This is a genomic window from Candidatus Hydrogenosomobacter endosymbioticus (assembly GCF_021654655.1).
In the GTDB taxonomy this organism is placed as follows: Bacteria; Pseudomonadota; Alphaproteobacteria; order Holosporales; family GW7; genus Hydrogenosomobacter; species Hydrogenosomobacter endosymbioticus.
In genome coordinates this window covers 155,876-171,456 of the sequence record NZ_AP025225.1, presented here as the reverse complement: position 1 = coordinate 171,456, position 15,581 = coordinate 155,876, and the positions used below count along the sequence as shown (strand labels likewise).

The 15,581-nt window shown below is 39.8% G+C and carries 17 protein-coding genes and 2 tRNA genes; 10 read left to right on the top strand and 9 right to left on the bottom strand.

What is annotated here, in order from left to right; genetic code table 11:
• Positions 1-184 precede the first annotated feature (184 nt).
• The 3 genes from HYD_RS00860 to HYD_RS00850 all read right to left on the bottom strand — a co-directional run bounded on the left by HYD_RS00860 (position 185) and on the right by HYD_RS00850 (position 848).
• The gene (locus HYD_RS00860) at positions 185-457 is read right to left on the bottom strand and encodes a hypothetical protein (protein WP_236865386.1); all 273 of its coding nucleotides are present in this window, start codon (positions 455-457) and stop codon (positions 185-187) included.
• Positions 458-510: 53 nt separating this feature from the next.
• Positions 511-696 carry a hypothetical protein gene (locus tag HYD_RS00855; RefSeq protein ID WP_236865385.1) on the bottom strand — a complete coding sequence of 62 codons (186 nt, stop codon included), beginning with the start codon at positions 694-696 and terminating at the stop codon, positions 511-513.
• Positions 697-774: 78 nt separating this feature from the next.
• A tRNA-Met gene (locus HYD_RS00850) sits at positions 775-848 on the bottom strand.
• Positions 849-967: 119 nt separating this feature from the next.
• Here HYD_RS00850 and miaB point away from each other — a divergent pair.
• From miaB to HYD_RS00810, 8 genes are all read left to right on the top strand, one after another.
• Positions 968-2,368: a tRNA (N6-isopentenyl adenosine(37)-C2)-methylthiotransferase MiaB gene (gene miaB, locus HYD_RS00845; protein ID WP_336511902.1), complete on the top strand. Its 1,401-nt coding sequence runs from the start codon at positions 968-970 to the stop codon at positions 2,366-2,368.
• Positions 2,369-2,584: 216 nt separating this feature from the next.
• Positions 2,585-2,668: transfer RNA gene (locus HYD_RS00840), tRNA-Leu, on the top strand.
• Between the two features lie 86 nt (positions 2,669-2,754).
• Positions 2,755-3,402, top strand: coding sequence for a PIG-L deacetylase family protein (locus HYD_RS00835; protein WP_236865380.1), 648 nt, complete (start codon positions 2,755-2,757; stop codon positions 3,400-3,402).
• Positions 3,403-3,458: 56 nt separating this feature from the next.
• Complete coding sequence (locus tag HYD_RS00830) at positions 3,459-3,959, top strand: GNAT family N-acetyltransferase (protein ID WP_236865375.1); 501 nt, start codon at positions 3,459-3,461, stop codon at positions 3,957-3,959.
• Positions 3,960-3,972: 13 nt separating this feature from the next.
• Positions 3,973-4,665 (top strand): WbqC family protein, encoded by a 693-nt coding sequence (locus tag HYD_RS00825; protein WP_236865373.1) that lies wholly within the window; start codon positions 3,973-3,975, stop codon positions 4,663-4,665.
• Positions 4,666-4,785: 120 nt separating this feature from the next.
• Entirely contained in the window at positions 4,786-6,615 is a 1,830-nt protein-coding gene (dnaG, locus tag HYD_RS00820; RefSeq protein WP_236865372.1) for a DNA primase, read from the top strand.
• 28 nt (positions 6,616-6,643) lie between these two features.
• A complete protein-coding gene (gene rpoD, locus HYD_RS00815) occupies positions 6,644-8,671 on the top strand; it encodes an RNA polymerase sigma factor RpoD (RefSeq protein ID WP_236865369.1) in 2,028 nt (675 codons plus the stop codon).
• 232 nt (positions 8,672-8,903) lie between these two features.
• Positions 8,904-11,063, top strand: coding sequence for a lytic transglycosylase domain-containing protein (locus tag HYD_RS00810; RefSeq protein ID WP_236865360.1), 2,160 nt, complete (start codon positions 8,904-8,906; stop codon positions 11,061-11,063).
• Between the two features lie 233 nt (positions 11,064-11,296).
• Here HYD_RS00810 and HYD_RS00805 read toward each other — a convergent pair whose 3' ends face one another.
• Positions 11,297-11,437: a hypothetical protein gene (locus tag HYD_RS00805; RefSeq protein ID WP_236865358.1), complete on the bottom strand. Its 141-nt coding sequence runs from the start codon at positions 11,435-11,437 to the stop codon at positions 11,297-11,299.
• 142 nt (positions 11,438-11,579) lie between these two features.
• On the opposite strand from HYD_RS00805, the gene HYD_RS00800 reads away from it, so the two are divergent.
• Positions 11,580-12,086, top strand: a complete 507-nt coding sequence (locus HYD_RS00800; protein WP_236865356.1) for a LolA family protein — start codon at positions 11,580-11,582, stop codon at positions 12,084-12,086.
• Positions 12,087-12,190: 104 nt separating this feature from the next.
• The gene (locus HYD_RS00795; RefSeq protein WP_236865352.1) at positions 12,191-12,907 is read left to right on the top strand and encodes a P-loop NTPase family protein; all 717 of its coding nucleotides are present in this window, start codon (positions 12,191-12,193) and stop codon (positions 12,905-12,907) included.
• Between the two features lie 178 nt (positions 12,908-13,085).
• On the opposite strand, the gene HYD_RS00790 is transcribed toward HYD_RS00795, so the two are convergent.
• From HYD_RS00790 to HYD_RS00770, 5 genes are all read right to left on the bottom strand, one after another.
• Positions 13,086-13,589, bottom strand: a complete 504-nt coding sequence (locus HYD_RS00790; protein WP_236865351.1) for an ATP synthase F0 subunit B — start codon at positions 13,587-13,589, stop codon at positions 13,086-13,088.
• Between the two features lie 69 nt (positions 13,590-13,658).
• Positions 13,659-14,168, bottom strand: coding sequence for a F0F1 ATP synthase subunit B family protein (locus HYD_RS00785; protein WP_236865350.1), 510 nt, complete (start codon positions 14,166-14,168; stop codon positions 13,659-13,661).
• Between the two features lie 25 nt (positions 14,169-14,193).
• Entirely contained in the window at positions 14,194-14,430 is a 237-nt protein-coding gene (locus tag HYD_RS00780) for an ATP synthase subunit C family protein (protein ID WP_236865349.1), read from the bottom strand.
• Positions 14,431-14,454: 24 nt separating this feature from the next.
• The gene (locus HYD_RS00775; RefSeq protein ID WP_236865347.1) at positions 14,455-15,174 is read right to left on the bottom strand and encodes a F0F1 ATP synthase subunit A; all 720 of its coding nucleotides are present in this window, start codon (positions 15,172-15,174) and stop codon (positions 14,455-14,457) included.
• 1 nt (position 15,175) lies between these two features.
• A complete protein-coding gene (locus HYD_RS00770; protein ID WP_236865342.1) occupies positions 15,176-15,535 on the bottom strand; it encodes a hypothetical protein in 360 nt (119 codons plus the stop codon).
• Between the last annotated feature and the right edge of the window lie 46 nt (positions 15,536-15,581).

Sequence of the window (15,581 nt, the reverse complement as noted above, 5' to 3'; positions counted from 1 at the left end):
AGGGCAGAATAACCACGAAAAAACCATAAACCAAAACGCACATAAGCCCTCTAGTCATTTTTAATCAATCCCGTTTTCTATCGCAAAACAAAACCTGCATCTTAATCGTATCGCCCATAAAAATAATCAACGTTGAGCAATAACAATATGGACAACGCAGGCTTCGCCGTAACAAACAGGTACGCTAGCGTCTTCCATGGGTTGTTGGATTGCTAGAAGTAGAGTCATTTTTCCCGCCGCTATATGTTGGAGCTATGCCAACCTTAACCGTCGATTCATTGGATTTTTTGCATTTGCCTAGACAGTTTAAAAGATCTGCTTTATTCATTGATTTAGACGCACAGCTATATTCGCAATCTCCGTCTTTCAGATGGTTTTCTTTCTTCGCCGTTTCGCAACCGCAAATAATACACGGCATAAGCAAAACTATTCCCGTAATTTTGGCTACTTTTTTCATGTTGTTTTCTCCCCTGCTTTAATATTCACGTTTATGCGCAATATATAAATTCATTACCGACCACTCTTAGAGTTTTTGTCTTTTATATCGCACTTCCCCATACATTCTATATATTCTGATATAGTCATAGAATTATCTCTGCATTTTTCAGCGCAATCATCCGTCGCAGAAAAAGAAAATTCTCCACATACAGACAACGATACCGCAGAATAAATAGCTATTTTTGAAATGTAACTCACTTTTTTTCCGCATAATCAGGCCCTTCACAAAGCATTATACGCGCAGGCACTAAACATAGAGTTAACTGGAAAACACACTAGCGGAGGAGGGAGTTGAACCCCCGACCCGCGGTTTATGATTCCGCTGCTCTAACCAACTGAGCTACTCCGCCGAGTTGCAATGGATTCTAGCATATAGCGATTACAAGTTACAACAATTCATCTAACAAACCAGAGCTCTTAGTAAATAAAGCTTTAAACCACTTCCTCGATACCGTCCATAAAGTCTATAATGCTGTCTATATGCTTTATTTCCAAAGCGTTGATGAGCAGAAACAAAAAGTTTTTTATAAAGACATATGGTTGTCAGATGAACTCTTATGACTCAGACAGAATCGCAGAGATTTTGCTTTTAGCTGGTCATATCAAAACATCGCTTCCAGAAGACGCAGACATTGTTGTTATAAACACGTGCAACGTAAGAGAAAAAGCTCAAGAAAAGCTTTTTTCTGACCTAGGAAGAATTGCTCTAATAAAGGCAAAAGCAGCAGAAAAAGGACGTTCGGTTATAATCTTAGTAGTCGGATGCGTCGCGCAGGCGTTAGGGAAAGAAATATTTGCAAGAGCCGATTGCGTAGACATAGTTCTTGGGCCTCAGGCATATCAGAATATACAAAAGTCTATAGAAGAAGTTATAAGCCAAAAACAATGCCCAGAGGTAAAGATGCAAAAAAATTTCATAGTAGACACGACAATGTCAGCAGAAGACAAATTTAAACTGCTCCCACGCAACAGAACTTTAGTAAAGTTGCCATCAGCGTTTATATCTATACAAGAGGGCTGCGATAAATTTTGCACATACTGCTCTGTTCCATACACAAGAGGACGAGAGTATTCTAGGCCGACATCAGAAATAATATCTGAGGCCAACCAACTTGTATCTTCTGGGGCAAGAGAAATATTTCTTCTTGGACAAAACGTCAGCGCATATAATGGAAAATATTCGTCGTCTGCTGTTTGCTCATTTACAGAGCTTTTATTCCTCATTTCCAGCATAAAAGGTGTAGAAAGAATCAGGTATACAACATCTCACCCATGCGATATCACTACAGAGCTAATGAAAGCGCACAAAGAAATTTCATCACTTATGCCGTTCATTCATCTGCCTGCGCAATCCGGGTCTGATATTATCTTGAAAAAAATGAATCGAGGCTACTCGCGAAGTCAATACATAAAAATCATCAATGAGTTTCGTAAAATACTCCCTAATATCGCGTTTTCATCCGATTTCATTGTGGGATTTCCAGGAGAGACAGAGACCGATTTCGAAGCCACATGCGCGCTTGTCGACGAAGTGAGTTACGCGCAGGCATATTCATTCAAGTATAGCCCAAGACCGCAAACACCTTCCTCTAAATGGGATCAAATTGATGAACAAACAAAAATACGCCGCCTAGCAGTGTTGCAAGAGATTATTAATAAGCATCAGCTTCACTATAACCAATCTATGGAAGGAAAAGAGCTTCTTGTTCTTATAGAAAAGGAGGGAAGATATGAAAATCAGGTTATAGGCAAAACAGAATATATGCAGTCTGTTCACTTGTCTGCTCCAAAAAATTTCATAGGAAAGGTTTTTCCAGTGAAAATATCGCGCGGATTTCAAAACAGCTTAAGCGGAAAACTCGTTGGATAGGGCCGTAACTATACAACATACTTGCTCTCAACCAGGTGGCTTTGTGTTTTTGCACAGCTATTTGCACAGCTATTCTATTCCTTGTTTTTATAAATTTTTATTTCAATAAATTTATAAAATATTTAGACGTTTCTTATACGCGCATACCATTGATATATGCGCTCTTGTGTATTCCATACAATTGTTTCATACTACGCATGTACCATATCAGGGTATGCCCAGATGGCGAAATTGGTAGACGCGCTAGATTCAGGTTCTAGAGGGAGTTTTCCCGTGGAAGTTCAAGTCTTCTTCTGGGCACTCTTTCTTTCTGTTTCGTTTTCATCAGTTATGTTTCGCATATTTTCAGTTTTTTGTTATCGTATTTGCAAAATATTCAGAGACGCATGATGAAAACCAATAGAATAATCTTTTTGTCTCCGCATACAGACGATTCGGAACTGGGCTCTGGAGGAACAATTTCCAAAATGGTCGAAAATGGTGCTGACGTTTGGGTCGTGGCGTTTTCTAAATGCGAAAAATCAATCAAGAACTCTGGATTGACCGACAGCAAAACTTTAGTTTCAGAATTTCATAACTCTATGGATGTGCTCGGAGTCGCTGAAAACCGCCGAATTACGCTTGACTTTGAGGTACGCGAATTTCAGCGCGACAGACAATTGCTTCTAGACAATATGATAAAAATCTCAAAAGAAATATCTCCCGACACAGTTGTATTTCCATCAAAATCAGACATTCATCAGGACCACAGCTCTGTATACCTAGAAGCTATGCGCACATTTAAAAACTGCAGTATGTGGTGCTATGAAATGATATGGAATAACTTCGGGTTCGATCCCAACATGTTCATCAGCCTAAACTCCTCACAGATTGAAAAAAAAATAGCTGCTTTGTCTTGCTATGACAGCCAAAAACACACTCTTAAAAAAGGGTATTTCAATGACAGCTTTATACGCGGACTTGCGGTTGCGCGAGGCATACAGTGCGGCTGTGATTTTGCAGAATCGTTTGAAGCAATTCGTATAATCTGGTGATTTTTAGAGACGCTATGATATATGAAAAAATTAGCGCGAGGTGAGAAAATTGAAAAATGGACGAAAAGTGCGAAAGAATTACTTTGAGTATATCGATAAACAGATTATGCAAAAGATCGGTCGATGATTTTATGAGTCAACTTGTTCACATAGACGCTCTTTCTGGCTTAGGCAAAATTTGGAGCAAAGAGAATTTTCTCTTATATATGCCGGGAAAATGGACGCTGTCGCTTGTGGCTTACAGCGCACATTCTATAGCAGCTCCTGACACGAGCAAAGACAAAACTGTTATTGGCTATTGCATTATGTCTGAAAAATCGCCCAGATGCGCGCACATACATAGATTAGTGGTGAAGACAGGAGAACGTTCATGCGGAATAGGGACGTCTCTAGTGAAAAAAGCCATAGACACAACTTTAGTTTCTGGAAAATACAAATTTTTGTCTTTAAAGCTTCCGCAAAACAATAAGCGACTGTTCAAGTTTTACTCTGGGCTTGGATTTTTTTGGATTTTCTCTGAAAATAGTCATAAATTTATGATAGCTACATGCGAGTAGCTGACGACATTATATGAAAATTGCAATCCATCAACCTAATTTCCTCCCGTGGATGGGATATTTCTATAAGATGCACATGTGTGACACATTCGTCATCCTAGATGACGTGCAATATGTTAAGGAGTCATATATAAACCGTACACGCATCATACGTGGAGACAAGAGTTCCTGGCTTACTATTCCAGTGAAAAAACACAAAACGAACACACCAATATCAGACATAGAGGTATATAAAGACTCTCCAACAAAAATAAGCGGCCGTATGCGCGCAAAAAACATAGCTGCAATTACAGACAAACTTGAACTTTTATACTCAAAACGGCCTTTTTCTAACGATGCTTACGATCTTATAGAAATTATACGCCAAATAGAGTTATTTAAACTGCTTCTCGACATAAACATGGCAATAATCAATTATATAAACGACCTATGGTTCAGAAAAAAAATTGTCTTCGCATCAGAAATGAATATATCAAGCTCGCTAAGCAACAGAACATTTGAAATCTTACGTTATACAGGAGGTGATGAGTATATATCAGGAAACGGTGCGAGAATCTACCAAAACGAAGATGACTTCGCAAAGAATAACCTCAAACTCACATACGTAGAATATCCAAAATTTATATATAAAGCCAATTATGAAAAATCTTTTGGTATTTCTGTGTTGGATTACATAGCAGATAACGGTTCAGTATCACCGTTTTAGAAACAGCATCGCGAGATCATACGCAGACCTTAACCACCAAGTCCAACGTGAAAAGGTTTGTTGAGATTTTTAGCCGTTTATACTATCATTACGAATTGTCGATAATGTTGGCAACGGTCCGTGCTTCCACCTGGATTTATTTCTGACCTAAAAAATGCAGTTTCGCTGTCTAGCATAGCTCGACGCTATGTGCGATTGAAAAAGGCTGGAAACGAGTACTGCGGATTGTGTCCTTTTCATAAGGAAAACACTCCGTCATTCACGATTAACGACGAAAAGGGGTTTTATCATTGCTTTGGGTGCGGTGCGCATGGAAGCGTTTTTTCTTTTATACAAAACATGGAGCGAATAGATTTTCTAAAAGCCGTTGAAATCGTTGCGTCACACGCAGGGGTCAGCATCCCCAGCGCAACACGCGAGAGTATTTCCGACAATTTCCATGAGCAAAGAGAAGAAATGTATTCAGCAATGAACGCAGCGTGCAAATGGTTTTGTGATAACTTAAATGGCAATGCTCCAGCAGCAAAGTATTTAGCGTCCAGAGGAATCTGCTCGGATGAAATAAAAAGATTTAAATTAGGGTGGGCGCCTCGTAGCGGGCTTTTCCACAAAATGAGAAGCTTGGGAATCTCCAGTAACGTCATGCAAAAATGCGGCCTGATATCACAAAACGAAATTGGAGAGGTTTACGATAAATTTCGGGAACGCGTGATGTTCCCCATCTTTGATAGAAGAGGAAGAGTTATAGCGTTTGGCGGAAGATCCATTGATGGCGCGGCCCCCAAATACCTAAACTCTCCAATAACAGAACTGTTTTCAAAGGGATTAGAGCTGTATGGCGCCGAGTCTTTGCATAACTGTCGCAGCGATAGCGTTCGCGTACTAATAGTAGAAGGCTACCTTGACGTTATAGCTGCACAGCGAGTGATGCCAGCTGTTGCATCTCTTGGAACATCACTAAGCGAGGAACAAATTTTGCATATATGGAAATTTTGTCGCGAACCAATTATATGCTTCGACGGAGATACCGCAGGGTTTTCAGCAAGCTTGCGAGCCGCAGAGAAAATGCTTCCTCTTCTTCGCCCTGGCCACACAGCATTCTTTTGTAACCTTGAGCACAAAGAAGACCCGCATAGCATTGTCTATAACGACTCCTCAGGGGATAGGCTACGAAAGATCGCCCACGATGCAGTGCCTCTATGTGAATTCCTTTGGAAAAATAGCGTAGGAATGGAAGGAGCAAGAGAAGAGCGCATCCCTGAGCGGCGCGCATACAACAACCAAAAATTTAAAGAGTGGGTCTCGCTGATAAAAGACGATATGACCAAAAAGTGCTACATGGATTTTTATTACGAAAAGCGCCGACACTATTTCGACAACATCAGCGGAAAAAACCGTTTACTTATACGTAAAACAGAAACAATCGCTTTTACAAAAACAAACGCCTGCTCCCCATCTACGAACCAGCTTAGAATTTTGTTTGCGATAATAGTTTTCAATCCGGAGATAATACCTCATATAGAAGAAAGCATCTCCATGATAAATATCCCCGAAGAATGCTTTTTCTCGCATCTTGATAAGAAAATATACGAAGAGCTAACCCTTTTAAGAGATGGCTTTCCCAGCGTTACTCTTAGCAAGCTTCCGAGAAACAGCGACGTTGACGGAATGGACTGGATAGTAAAGCATTTCGAGGATTCTGGGAAAACAGATTGCGCCCGAGCATGCAAGAATCTAGCGGATGTAAAGCCCCATGCAAACTTATTTTCAAAAGAAAAGTCTGCAGCAGAAATAGCAGAAAAATGGACAGAGTTTTTCTGCGCGCATCAAGAAAAGATCAACAAAACTCTCGAAATAGATAGGCTGAAAATCGCCATGCTAAACTCAAAAACAGAAGAATCGTGGAATCATCTTCGAAAAATGAAAGAATTTTATATAAACAGAATTTAAACTATTGATAAAAGGAGACATTATCCGTATGAACGACGATAAACAATTACTAAAAAAAGAGTGGACAGACGACGAAGAGATCCAACAAGATAAACCTCTGCGTAAAATAATTTTAGATTTAATAGATAAAGGTAAAGAGGACGGATTTGTTACATACAGTGACGTTACGAATGCGTTTGCATCATACCCAATTACTCAAGAAAAGCTAGATACAGTTATAGCAGCTCTAGCAGATGAAGATATATCTCTCGCAGAAGACGAGCTATTCGATCTTGGAGCTGATAAAAAACCTTTTTTCGCTGATACGGAATCTCCTGAAGAAACCATAGAAGAAGACGCGGCTCGCATAGACGATCCCGTTAGGTTATACCTAAAAGAAATCGGATCTGTTCAGCTTTTATCAAGAAACGGAGAGACTGAAATAGCAAAACGCATAGAAGGCGGCAAAGAAAAAGTGCTGATTGGTTTATGCTCAAGCCCAATAGTGGTGTCAGCGCTATCATCATGGAGAAAACAACTGGAAGATGGCTCAATGCTTCTACGTAATCTTATAGACATAGACTCTCTTATGAGCGAAGACCAAATGCATATAGCGTCAGAAATAGACTCAGATTTTTCCGACACGGAACCAACAGAAAAAGATGAAGAGGAAACAGATCAAGCATCGGCAGAAGGCTCAACAAAATCCGACGACGACGCAAGAACAGAGCGAAAACAAAAAAAACTTTCACAAAAATTAAAAGCCCGAGGCAAAGGAGAATTCGACGATGACACAGAAAAAGACGCAGGAGACACTCACGAAGATATAGAAGATTCGGAAGAACAAATCTCTATTTCATCTTTCGAACTTGCTATGCTTCCAGTTATGATAGAAAAACTACGCACAGTAGAACAAATATCGACAGAAACTTATTCTATACAATCTTCAGAAGACAAAGCCTTAAAAGATCAGCAAATTCTGGCTCTTATGAAGGGCATAAGGCTTCAGCCTCAGCGCATAAAAAAACTAACCGATCACTTATACTCATTCAATACAAAATTAATAGAATGCGATAAGGCTCTATTAAAAATTGCTAAGAGCTGCGATATAGATAGAAAAGATTTTGTTAAAAGCTATATCGATAAAAATCCTGAAGAATTTCTATTATACGCAAATAAGATGGCCAAAACTCATAAAAATTGGGAAAATTTCGTTGTTGAAAAATCTCGCGATATAGATGAAAAGCTAAAAGAAATACATTCGATAGGAGATTCTGTTGGCAAAACAATCTCTCAGTTCAGAAACATTGTTCTTTCAGTTCAAGAGGGAGAACTAGAATCTCAAAAAGCTAAAAATGAAATGATAGAAGCAAACCTTCGGCTTGTCATATCTATAGCGAAAAAATATGTGAACAGAGGTCTTCAATTTCTCGATCTGGTTCAGGAGGGAAACATAGGCCTTATGAAAGCCGTCGATAAATTTGAGTATCAGAGAGGATATAAGTTTTCTACATATGCAACGTGGTGGATTCGCCAGGCAATCACGAGATCTATTGCTGATCAAGCCCGAACCATCCGTATACCTGTCCATATGATAGAAACTATCCACAAAATAGTTCGAATAACTCGTCAGGTCATTAATGAGACTGGCAGAGAACCCACCGCCACAGAACTAGCAAAGCACCTTGGCATGTCTGTGGAAAAAGTAAAGAAAATCATGAAAATATCGAAAGAGCCAATAAGTTTAGAAACCCCAATAGGAGACGAAGAAGACAGCCACATAGGAGATTTTCTCAAGGATGAATCTGCCGTATCTCCAACCGACGCCGCCATACGAAAAGATCTTCAAGAAATAATCACACGGATACTAGCAAGACTTACAGCGCGCGAAGAACGAGTCCTTAGGATGCGTTTCGGTATAGGGTTTAATTATCACGAACACACTCTTGAGGAAGTTGGAAAGATGTTTAAAGTAACTAGAGAGCGCATCAGGCAAATAGAAGCTAAGGCTATACGCAAACTAAAGCATCCTGCTAGATCGAAAAAGTTACGGAGCTTTTTAGACAGAGAAGCGTAATTACAGAGCCGCTACCGTAAGCTTGCACGCTTCCTACACGGCTGCTTTTATTTGTGAAAAAGGGATGGATTTAAATACGACTAATAGGAGCTCTTTTCATTTGATTTAGCCATTGTTTTCGCGCTGACTACGGCAGGAATGACAAGAGCCGCTCAAAAGTTGAACTTTTTGCCTTATCAAATTAGACTCTAGCATAACCACAATGCGAAATATTAGCTTCTGTTTCCGACATATGAAAATATTAGACCAATTATCAAGTGTTGCCGCTCTGATCGTATATGCGTTTACAATTGTAGTAGCAATGGATTCGCACCGTTACTGTAACGCTGACGACGCTCGCCACCACCACGCATGGAGAATTGATATTTTGGCTCTTAAGGAGGCGCATTCTTCCGAAAACGTATCATTTTCAGGGATGACGAATTGTTTCTATCGCAACCCAGACTGGCTTTACCTTTTTCCATCTGTCATGAAAGAGCTTCAAAAATGCGGAGAAAATTCTCTTGTAAAAGATAGAAGAGGCGTTATATATCGAGACGTAAAGAGCTTTTTCGACAAATATCCACCAGTGACAGCAAGCGGCTGGGCGATATACATAGGTATATGCGAATCTCTAGCCGATCCGCATATAAAAAGCATAGCAAAACGAGCGCGCAGTGAAGAGAAAATAAGCCGCGCTGAAAAAGCTGAAATTGCAAAAATATTGTCCGCAAAGGCAAGAGTGGCTCTTGATAACTTTTGGCGCGAAGATTTTACCATGTCTATCAGCAAGCAAAAAGACTTTCTGAAACTGGCTTTGCCATATCTTTCGTTTGTATTTGACAGGCTGGAATCACTTTTATGGAACGATAAAAAAAAAGAAGCTGTCGCGCTGTTAAATGAATTATTTAAGCACGAAAATAGAGAAAACAATCCCAACTATAAGATATACGCTGGCTGCATTGCTCTTACAAACAAAAAAGAACATGTAAGTAACCGCCTTGTCGACGCTCTGTTAAATTGTAATTTGCGGTCCACTCTAGGAAAAGCTCTCTTTAGGTGGGCTTATACGTCATTCCTTATAAGAGAAAGAAGAATTGAAGAAGCGATCCGAGCATCTAATGTAAAGTTTAAAAATTTGTCTCTATACAAAAGAGAGAAGCTTTGGAAACTGAATATATACCTTGCGCGAGAACTAATCCAAATAGGAAATGAGTTTAGAGCTACTGGAAAACACGACAAGGCGCGTAAAATGTTTTCCAAAGCTATGTCTGTGCTTAAGGACAGAAAATTAGGCTCATTCGCAGAGGAGAGGGCAGAGCACGCAGCCTATTATAAAAGCAGAAAAGATAAGCTTTTTAAGGACTGGCCAGAATTTTTATGGCTGCTTGGTTGGGTACATTTATATGGCCTAAACCAGCCGAAAGAAGCGCTTTTATGCTTTTCTCAAATAACAAATCACGCACATCAAATATCTGAAGATTCTCGCGCTCGATACATAGCAAAAGCAAACTATTGGAAAGCTATGTGCTTCGAACGCCTAGGAAGAATAGAAGAATCTAAGACATGTTTAAAAATATCCGCGCAATATCCTTTTTTCTTTTATGGACAGGCCGCTATGCTGAAATTAGAGCTTCCAATAGTTGCATCTTATTGCAGTTCTCACAGCGCTTCAGGAAAGGCTTGTCCAAGCAAAGAGCTGGCGATAATCTTTGACGTCATCAAGACGCTTCATCAATACGGCGCACAACAAGACATGTTTTCTAATATAGCGAAAGATTATTCTAAAGTTGTCAAGTCATATACTGAAGCTCGCGAATTTATATCATTTATGAAAAATTTCTGCAAAAAAGAGTCTATACTGTTCGCAAAAAAATTAGGAAACAGATTCGGCGTGTTATTCAAAGATGCATTTCCAATGGTCAAGCTGTCACAAAGCCGCAGAGCCCTAGACGAAGCATTTGTACACGCAATCATACTAGCAGAGTCATCTTTCAACCCGTCTGTTATAAGTCCAGTTGGAGCGATCGGACTTATGCAGCTGATGCCAGAAACAGCAAAAGAAGAAGCGTTAGGCCTGAATATAAAATTTGACAAAAGAAAACTTTTCGACCCCTCATACAACATACGCCTAGGAACTTCTCACCTAGAAAAATTACTGCGCATGTTTGATGGAGACTATATCTTCGCCGTAGCGGCATACAACGCCGGAAAAACTTGCGTTTGCAGATGGCGCGACTGGACCCCTAGGCACGAAAAAAATATAGACAAAGCAATAGAATGGATAGAAAACATACCATATGCGGAAACTAGGAGCTATGTGCAACGCGTCTTGGAAAATATGGCCGTGTACAGAAGCATCATGAACTCTCCATATAAAAGCTGCTTCTTTTTTGAAAAGTTAGAAAAATAAGTCTTCATGGAGGCCTCAATATCCGAGGTATGCAACACATTAGTATCCAATAAAAAGTTGTATAATATATATTATGGAAAATATGAAAAGCTAAAGTTCGCTTAAACGCTGATAAAATCCGAAAATAGAAATTTTTCCTGTTATTGATCGGCAAAAATCACACGACACAATAAACAACTAACTGATATGAAAAAATAAGTGACAAATTTGCATTCAAGATGGTAATGTGGTTCCTAGCTATAGATAACCAATGAGGCCACTATGAACCGTGCTTTTAGATCTTTGTTTTTCAAGCGTACAGCCAAATCTCCTTCTTGCTCATCGACATTTTTCTCATACACGTCGTATAAATACGCAGCGTATACAAACTTCATTATCTATGCCCTATGCTCTAATGCTTTCCCTTCTTTGTCCAACAATAGCCGTTCATCAATCAAAAACACCATAGCTTATATCGATGAAAAACAACAGAAATCAAATATAGATTTGAAAAAATATGAAAAATTACTTGTAAATATGAAAACTGTACATGCTGATTTTTCGCAAATATCGGAAAATGGAGCAAACGTCGCGGAAGGTGAAATTTTTATAAAAAAACCTGGAAAAGCAAGGATCACATACAGCAATAGCCCAATGGAAATTATTACTGTTGGAACATGGCTTGTTCAATACGATAAAAAGACAAAAGGAACAACTTATATTGATCTTAAAAGCGTGCCACTATATTTCATTCTTCAACCAAACGCTGCTTTCAGAGAATACGTTAATGTGCTTGGCATTGTACAAAGCGCATCCAACACCAAAATCATAGCAACATTAAAACAAAATAAAGCCTCGGACGGACAGATAACAATCGTATTCGGGGAAAATCCTCTTAGACTTGAGGGCTGGATAATACATCCTACTGGGGCAAAGCCAATAGTCGTAAATCTAAGAAATGTTAAAATGAACTGTCCTATTTCTGACGAAGTGTTCAAATTCGATGACCCGCGCATACGCGATAAACTGGGCTCCACAGATTAACCAGAATAAACTTTGTAATGTTTGCAAAACAGTTTAGCGGTTCATAATGTTGATTATTAGTTTAATAAGTCGTAAATAATAGTAAATATCGTCTATGAAAGAGCATGAAAGAGAAAAACCCTTATAAACAGCGGGCTCTGCCACTTTGTTGGAGTCCCATATTCAAAGATGGTAGCTTTTGCGTTGGAAAGTGTAACGAGATGGCTTTCAGAAGGGTATCTTCATGGCCATCGAACTGGCCCGATCGGTTTTTGTGCATCTATGGCCCAAAAGGATCTGGCAAAACACATCTCTCAGCAATTTGGGCAAGAGGAGCAGCTGTGCTAATCGAAAAAAAAGACATACTTCTGATAAAAGACAAACCGGAGTTAGATAAAAATGAAAGCCTCTATATAATTCGCATACATAATCGCTACTTTTCAGAAAAAAATTTTGAAGCCTCCCTCTTATACCTTTGCAGAGCAATACGTGACAAAAGTGCTTTCTGTTTGTTTCTCGCAGAGGAAGCGCCAACGAAGTGGTCAGTATCACTTCCAGATCTTAGGTCACGAGTCGCAGCCGTACCCTCAGAGGCCATCTCCCTCCCTGACGATAACGTGCTGGAAGCGGTTCTTCGTAAATGCCTTTCTGATAACGAACTTATCATCACGCATGAAGTCGCAAAGTTTATCGCTTCTCGCATAGACCGGTCCTTTAGCTATGCCCAGCTTGTGGTAAACAAAATCAACGAACTAGCCCTTATCGCGCAAAAAAGTTGTATCTCATATTCCATAGCAAAAGAAGCGCTGGACGAATTAGAGAAAGAAAAGCAAGAAAAATAATCGTTTTTCGTTCCCAAACAAACGATAGGCAAGCAAGCAGCCGCAAATGATGCCCCCCCTGTCCGGCAAATAAGCAAACAACCAGCATCTTGTGTTGCCACATCACGCTCGTACGCATATTTACGCAACAAAAACTCCATTTCCTTTCTTTTTATGCTCACTATGCTGAACCTTATCTCTATCTCGAAATTTTGTCTATTAAATCAAGCTCATTGCTAAAAAATTCCACAGACACAAGTTGTGCATCCTGCTTAGATACAACAGCGCGAACTTGACTAAACGCCTCTCTCAGCAAGCTTTTTGTAACCTCAAGCCTCAAACTCCTAGTCATTGCATCTATTTGTGTTTCAACCATAGCCGCCCTCGCCCGCTCTACGTTTTCTAGCTGCTGCTTCATCTGCTGAAAAATAATTTTCGACCTTGCGTGTGCATATCGAAGCATCTCTTCTCGCCTCTCTTTCTGTTCTATCGCCATCTTGTTAACAGAAGCGAGAGACTGCTCCGCTTGTGTAAGGGCCTGCTCTGCTTTGTCTATGCTATCCCGAACTTCGTTTATATGAGAATCCAGCGCAGAAATAACTGACCTCACTCCGAATTTTGCAAATAAAATGACAAATCCCATAAACGCAAGAAGCGTTCCAAACGCAGGATCTTGAAAAAAAGAACCAACGAAAACCGTCATACCAATCTCCAATAAAATCTATAGCTCCTATAGAGGAACCCTGAGCATAGCTCTCCGTCTAAGATAAATTCAGTCGTCGGAGCGCTGCTCTTCATATGGTCTCTCACCTGCCCCTCCGCCTATATTCTTCATATCATTAGCATCTTTTATTCCTATATTAGATTCAACAATAGCTCCGCATATAGATTTCGCTAATGATTCTGAATCTCTCATTGCAATCTTACGTTCGTTTTCCAAGTGCTTCTGCACACTAAATAGTCTTTTTTCAATAGCAGCATCAAGATCAGAAACATACTCATCGTATTTAGACCTGCACGCCTCGCTTGCTTCTTCTATTATTTTATCAACAGCAGCTTTTGCGCCTTTTTCAGCATATTCAACAATCTCTTTTGCCTCATCCGCAGACCTTTGAATCTTCTCGGCTCGCAGCATCAGATCTCTAACTTTGTCTTCTCTTCGTTTCTTTATCAGAAAAAATCTTGGAAGAACTAAGTTTTGCATAAGAACCAAAGAAAGCGCAAATGAAACAAAAAGCCAAAACAACACCGAAGGGTAAAAAACCGGATCAAGCTGCGGCATATATGATACTCCTCACCTTACGCAGTTATCTGAACAAAATGAGAAAAGATACCAAAAGGGCGAACAACCCTATGCTCTCAGCCAAAACCGCGCCTAAAATTCCCATAGTAAACAAACTGTCCTTCGCCTCCGGATTTCTCGCGACAGAATTGAGTAAAGCATTGAAAATAACACCAATACCAAGCCCAACACCAGCAAGCGGAAGAACCGCCATCGCAGCCGCTGTTAACTTAGAACTCTCAATTACAGCATTAACGTCCATAACACATCTCCTTTTTTCACCATCTCAATGCGGGTGTAACGCATCATTCAAATAAATACAGCTCATTATAGTAAAGACATAAGCCTGAAGCAGCGCCACAAAAAATTCAAGCGCAGTCAAAACTATTGCTACAGCAAGCGGCACAACCCCAAACACTCCTATACTCACTATAAAATGAGCAAATACCTTAAGCATTATATGCCCTGCCGTCATATTAACAAACAGCCTACCAGAAAGACTTAACGGTTTAATGAAATACGATATTATCTCTATTGGAAGAAGAATTGGCGAGATCCAAATGGGAACATTCCTCGGCAAAAACACACGAAAAAATTTATTGCCGTTCACAACGATCCCAGCAACTGTAATTGCAACAACAACAGCTAGCGCAAGCGCGAAATCAGCAATAACTTGGCTCGTAAATGTAAACGCCCACGGAAGCATTCCCAAAACATTCCCGGCTAGTATAAACATAAATATCGAGAATATTAAAGGAAAAAACTTGACCCCTTTCTCTCCGCTTATATCAGAAAGCATTCTGTAGACTAAATAAAAAAACATCTCACCAACAGATTGCACTCTACCGGGAACTATAGACTCGCAACGCAAACAAAACAAAAAAAACGCTGATGGCAAAACCGCAGCCAACATCATAAAAGCAGCAGCATTAGTAAACGACAGATCAATTCCGAAAACGTCTATAGGAATAAGCGTGTGAATCTCAAACTGTTTCAGAGGATGCATTTTACTTCCTTTTCGCTATCCTATAGAGCACAAAAAAATTCTGCGACATACCCAATGTGAATCCTATCATTATTTTACAAAAATTGGATAAATGAAAAAAAGACCCGATCCACCATGAAACGAAAACACAGAACACTATCCCAACAGCCAGCTCGGAGCCCACACAAAAAAGCGACAAGACCCCGGCCCGTCTAAAAGAACCCTCTCCAGACCCAGGTTGCCCAGAACAACCATCCTTGTTATCTACCATAAAGTTCGACCGCTCTATACACCACACAGACTCTCTTTCGCTTCGCCTATAATCAAAAACCTTATACTGATGAAGATTATAGCTATAGACGAAAAAAGCACAATAGCGCATATGAACTCCTTCCATAAATTGTATATCAAAAATAACGCGTAAACAA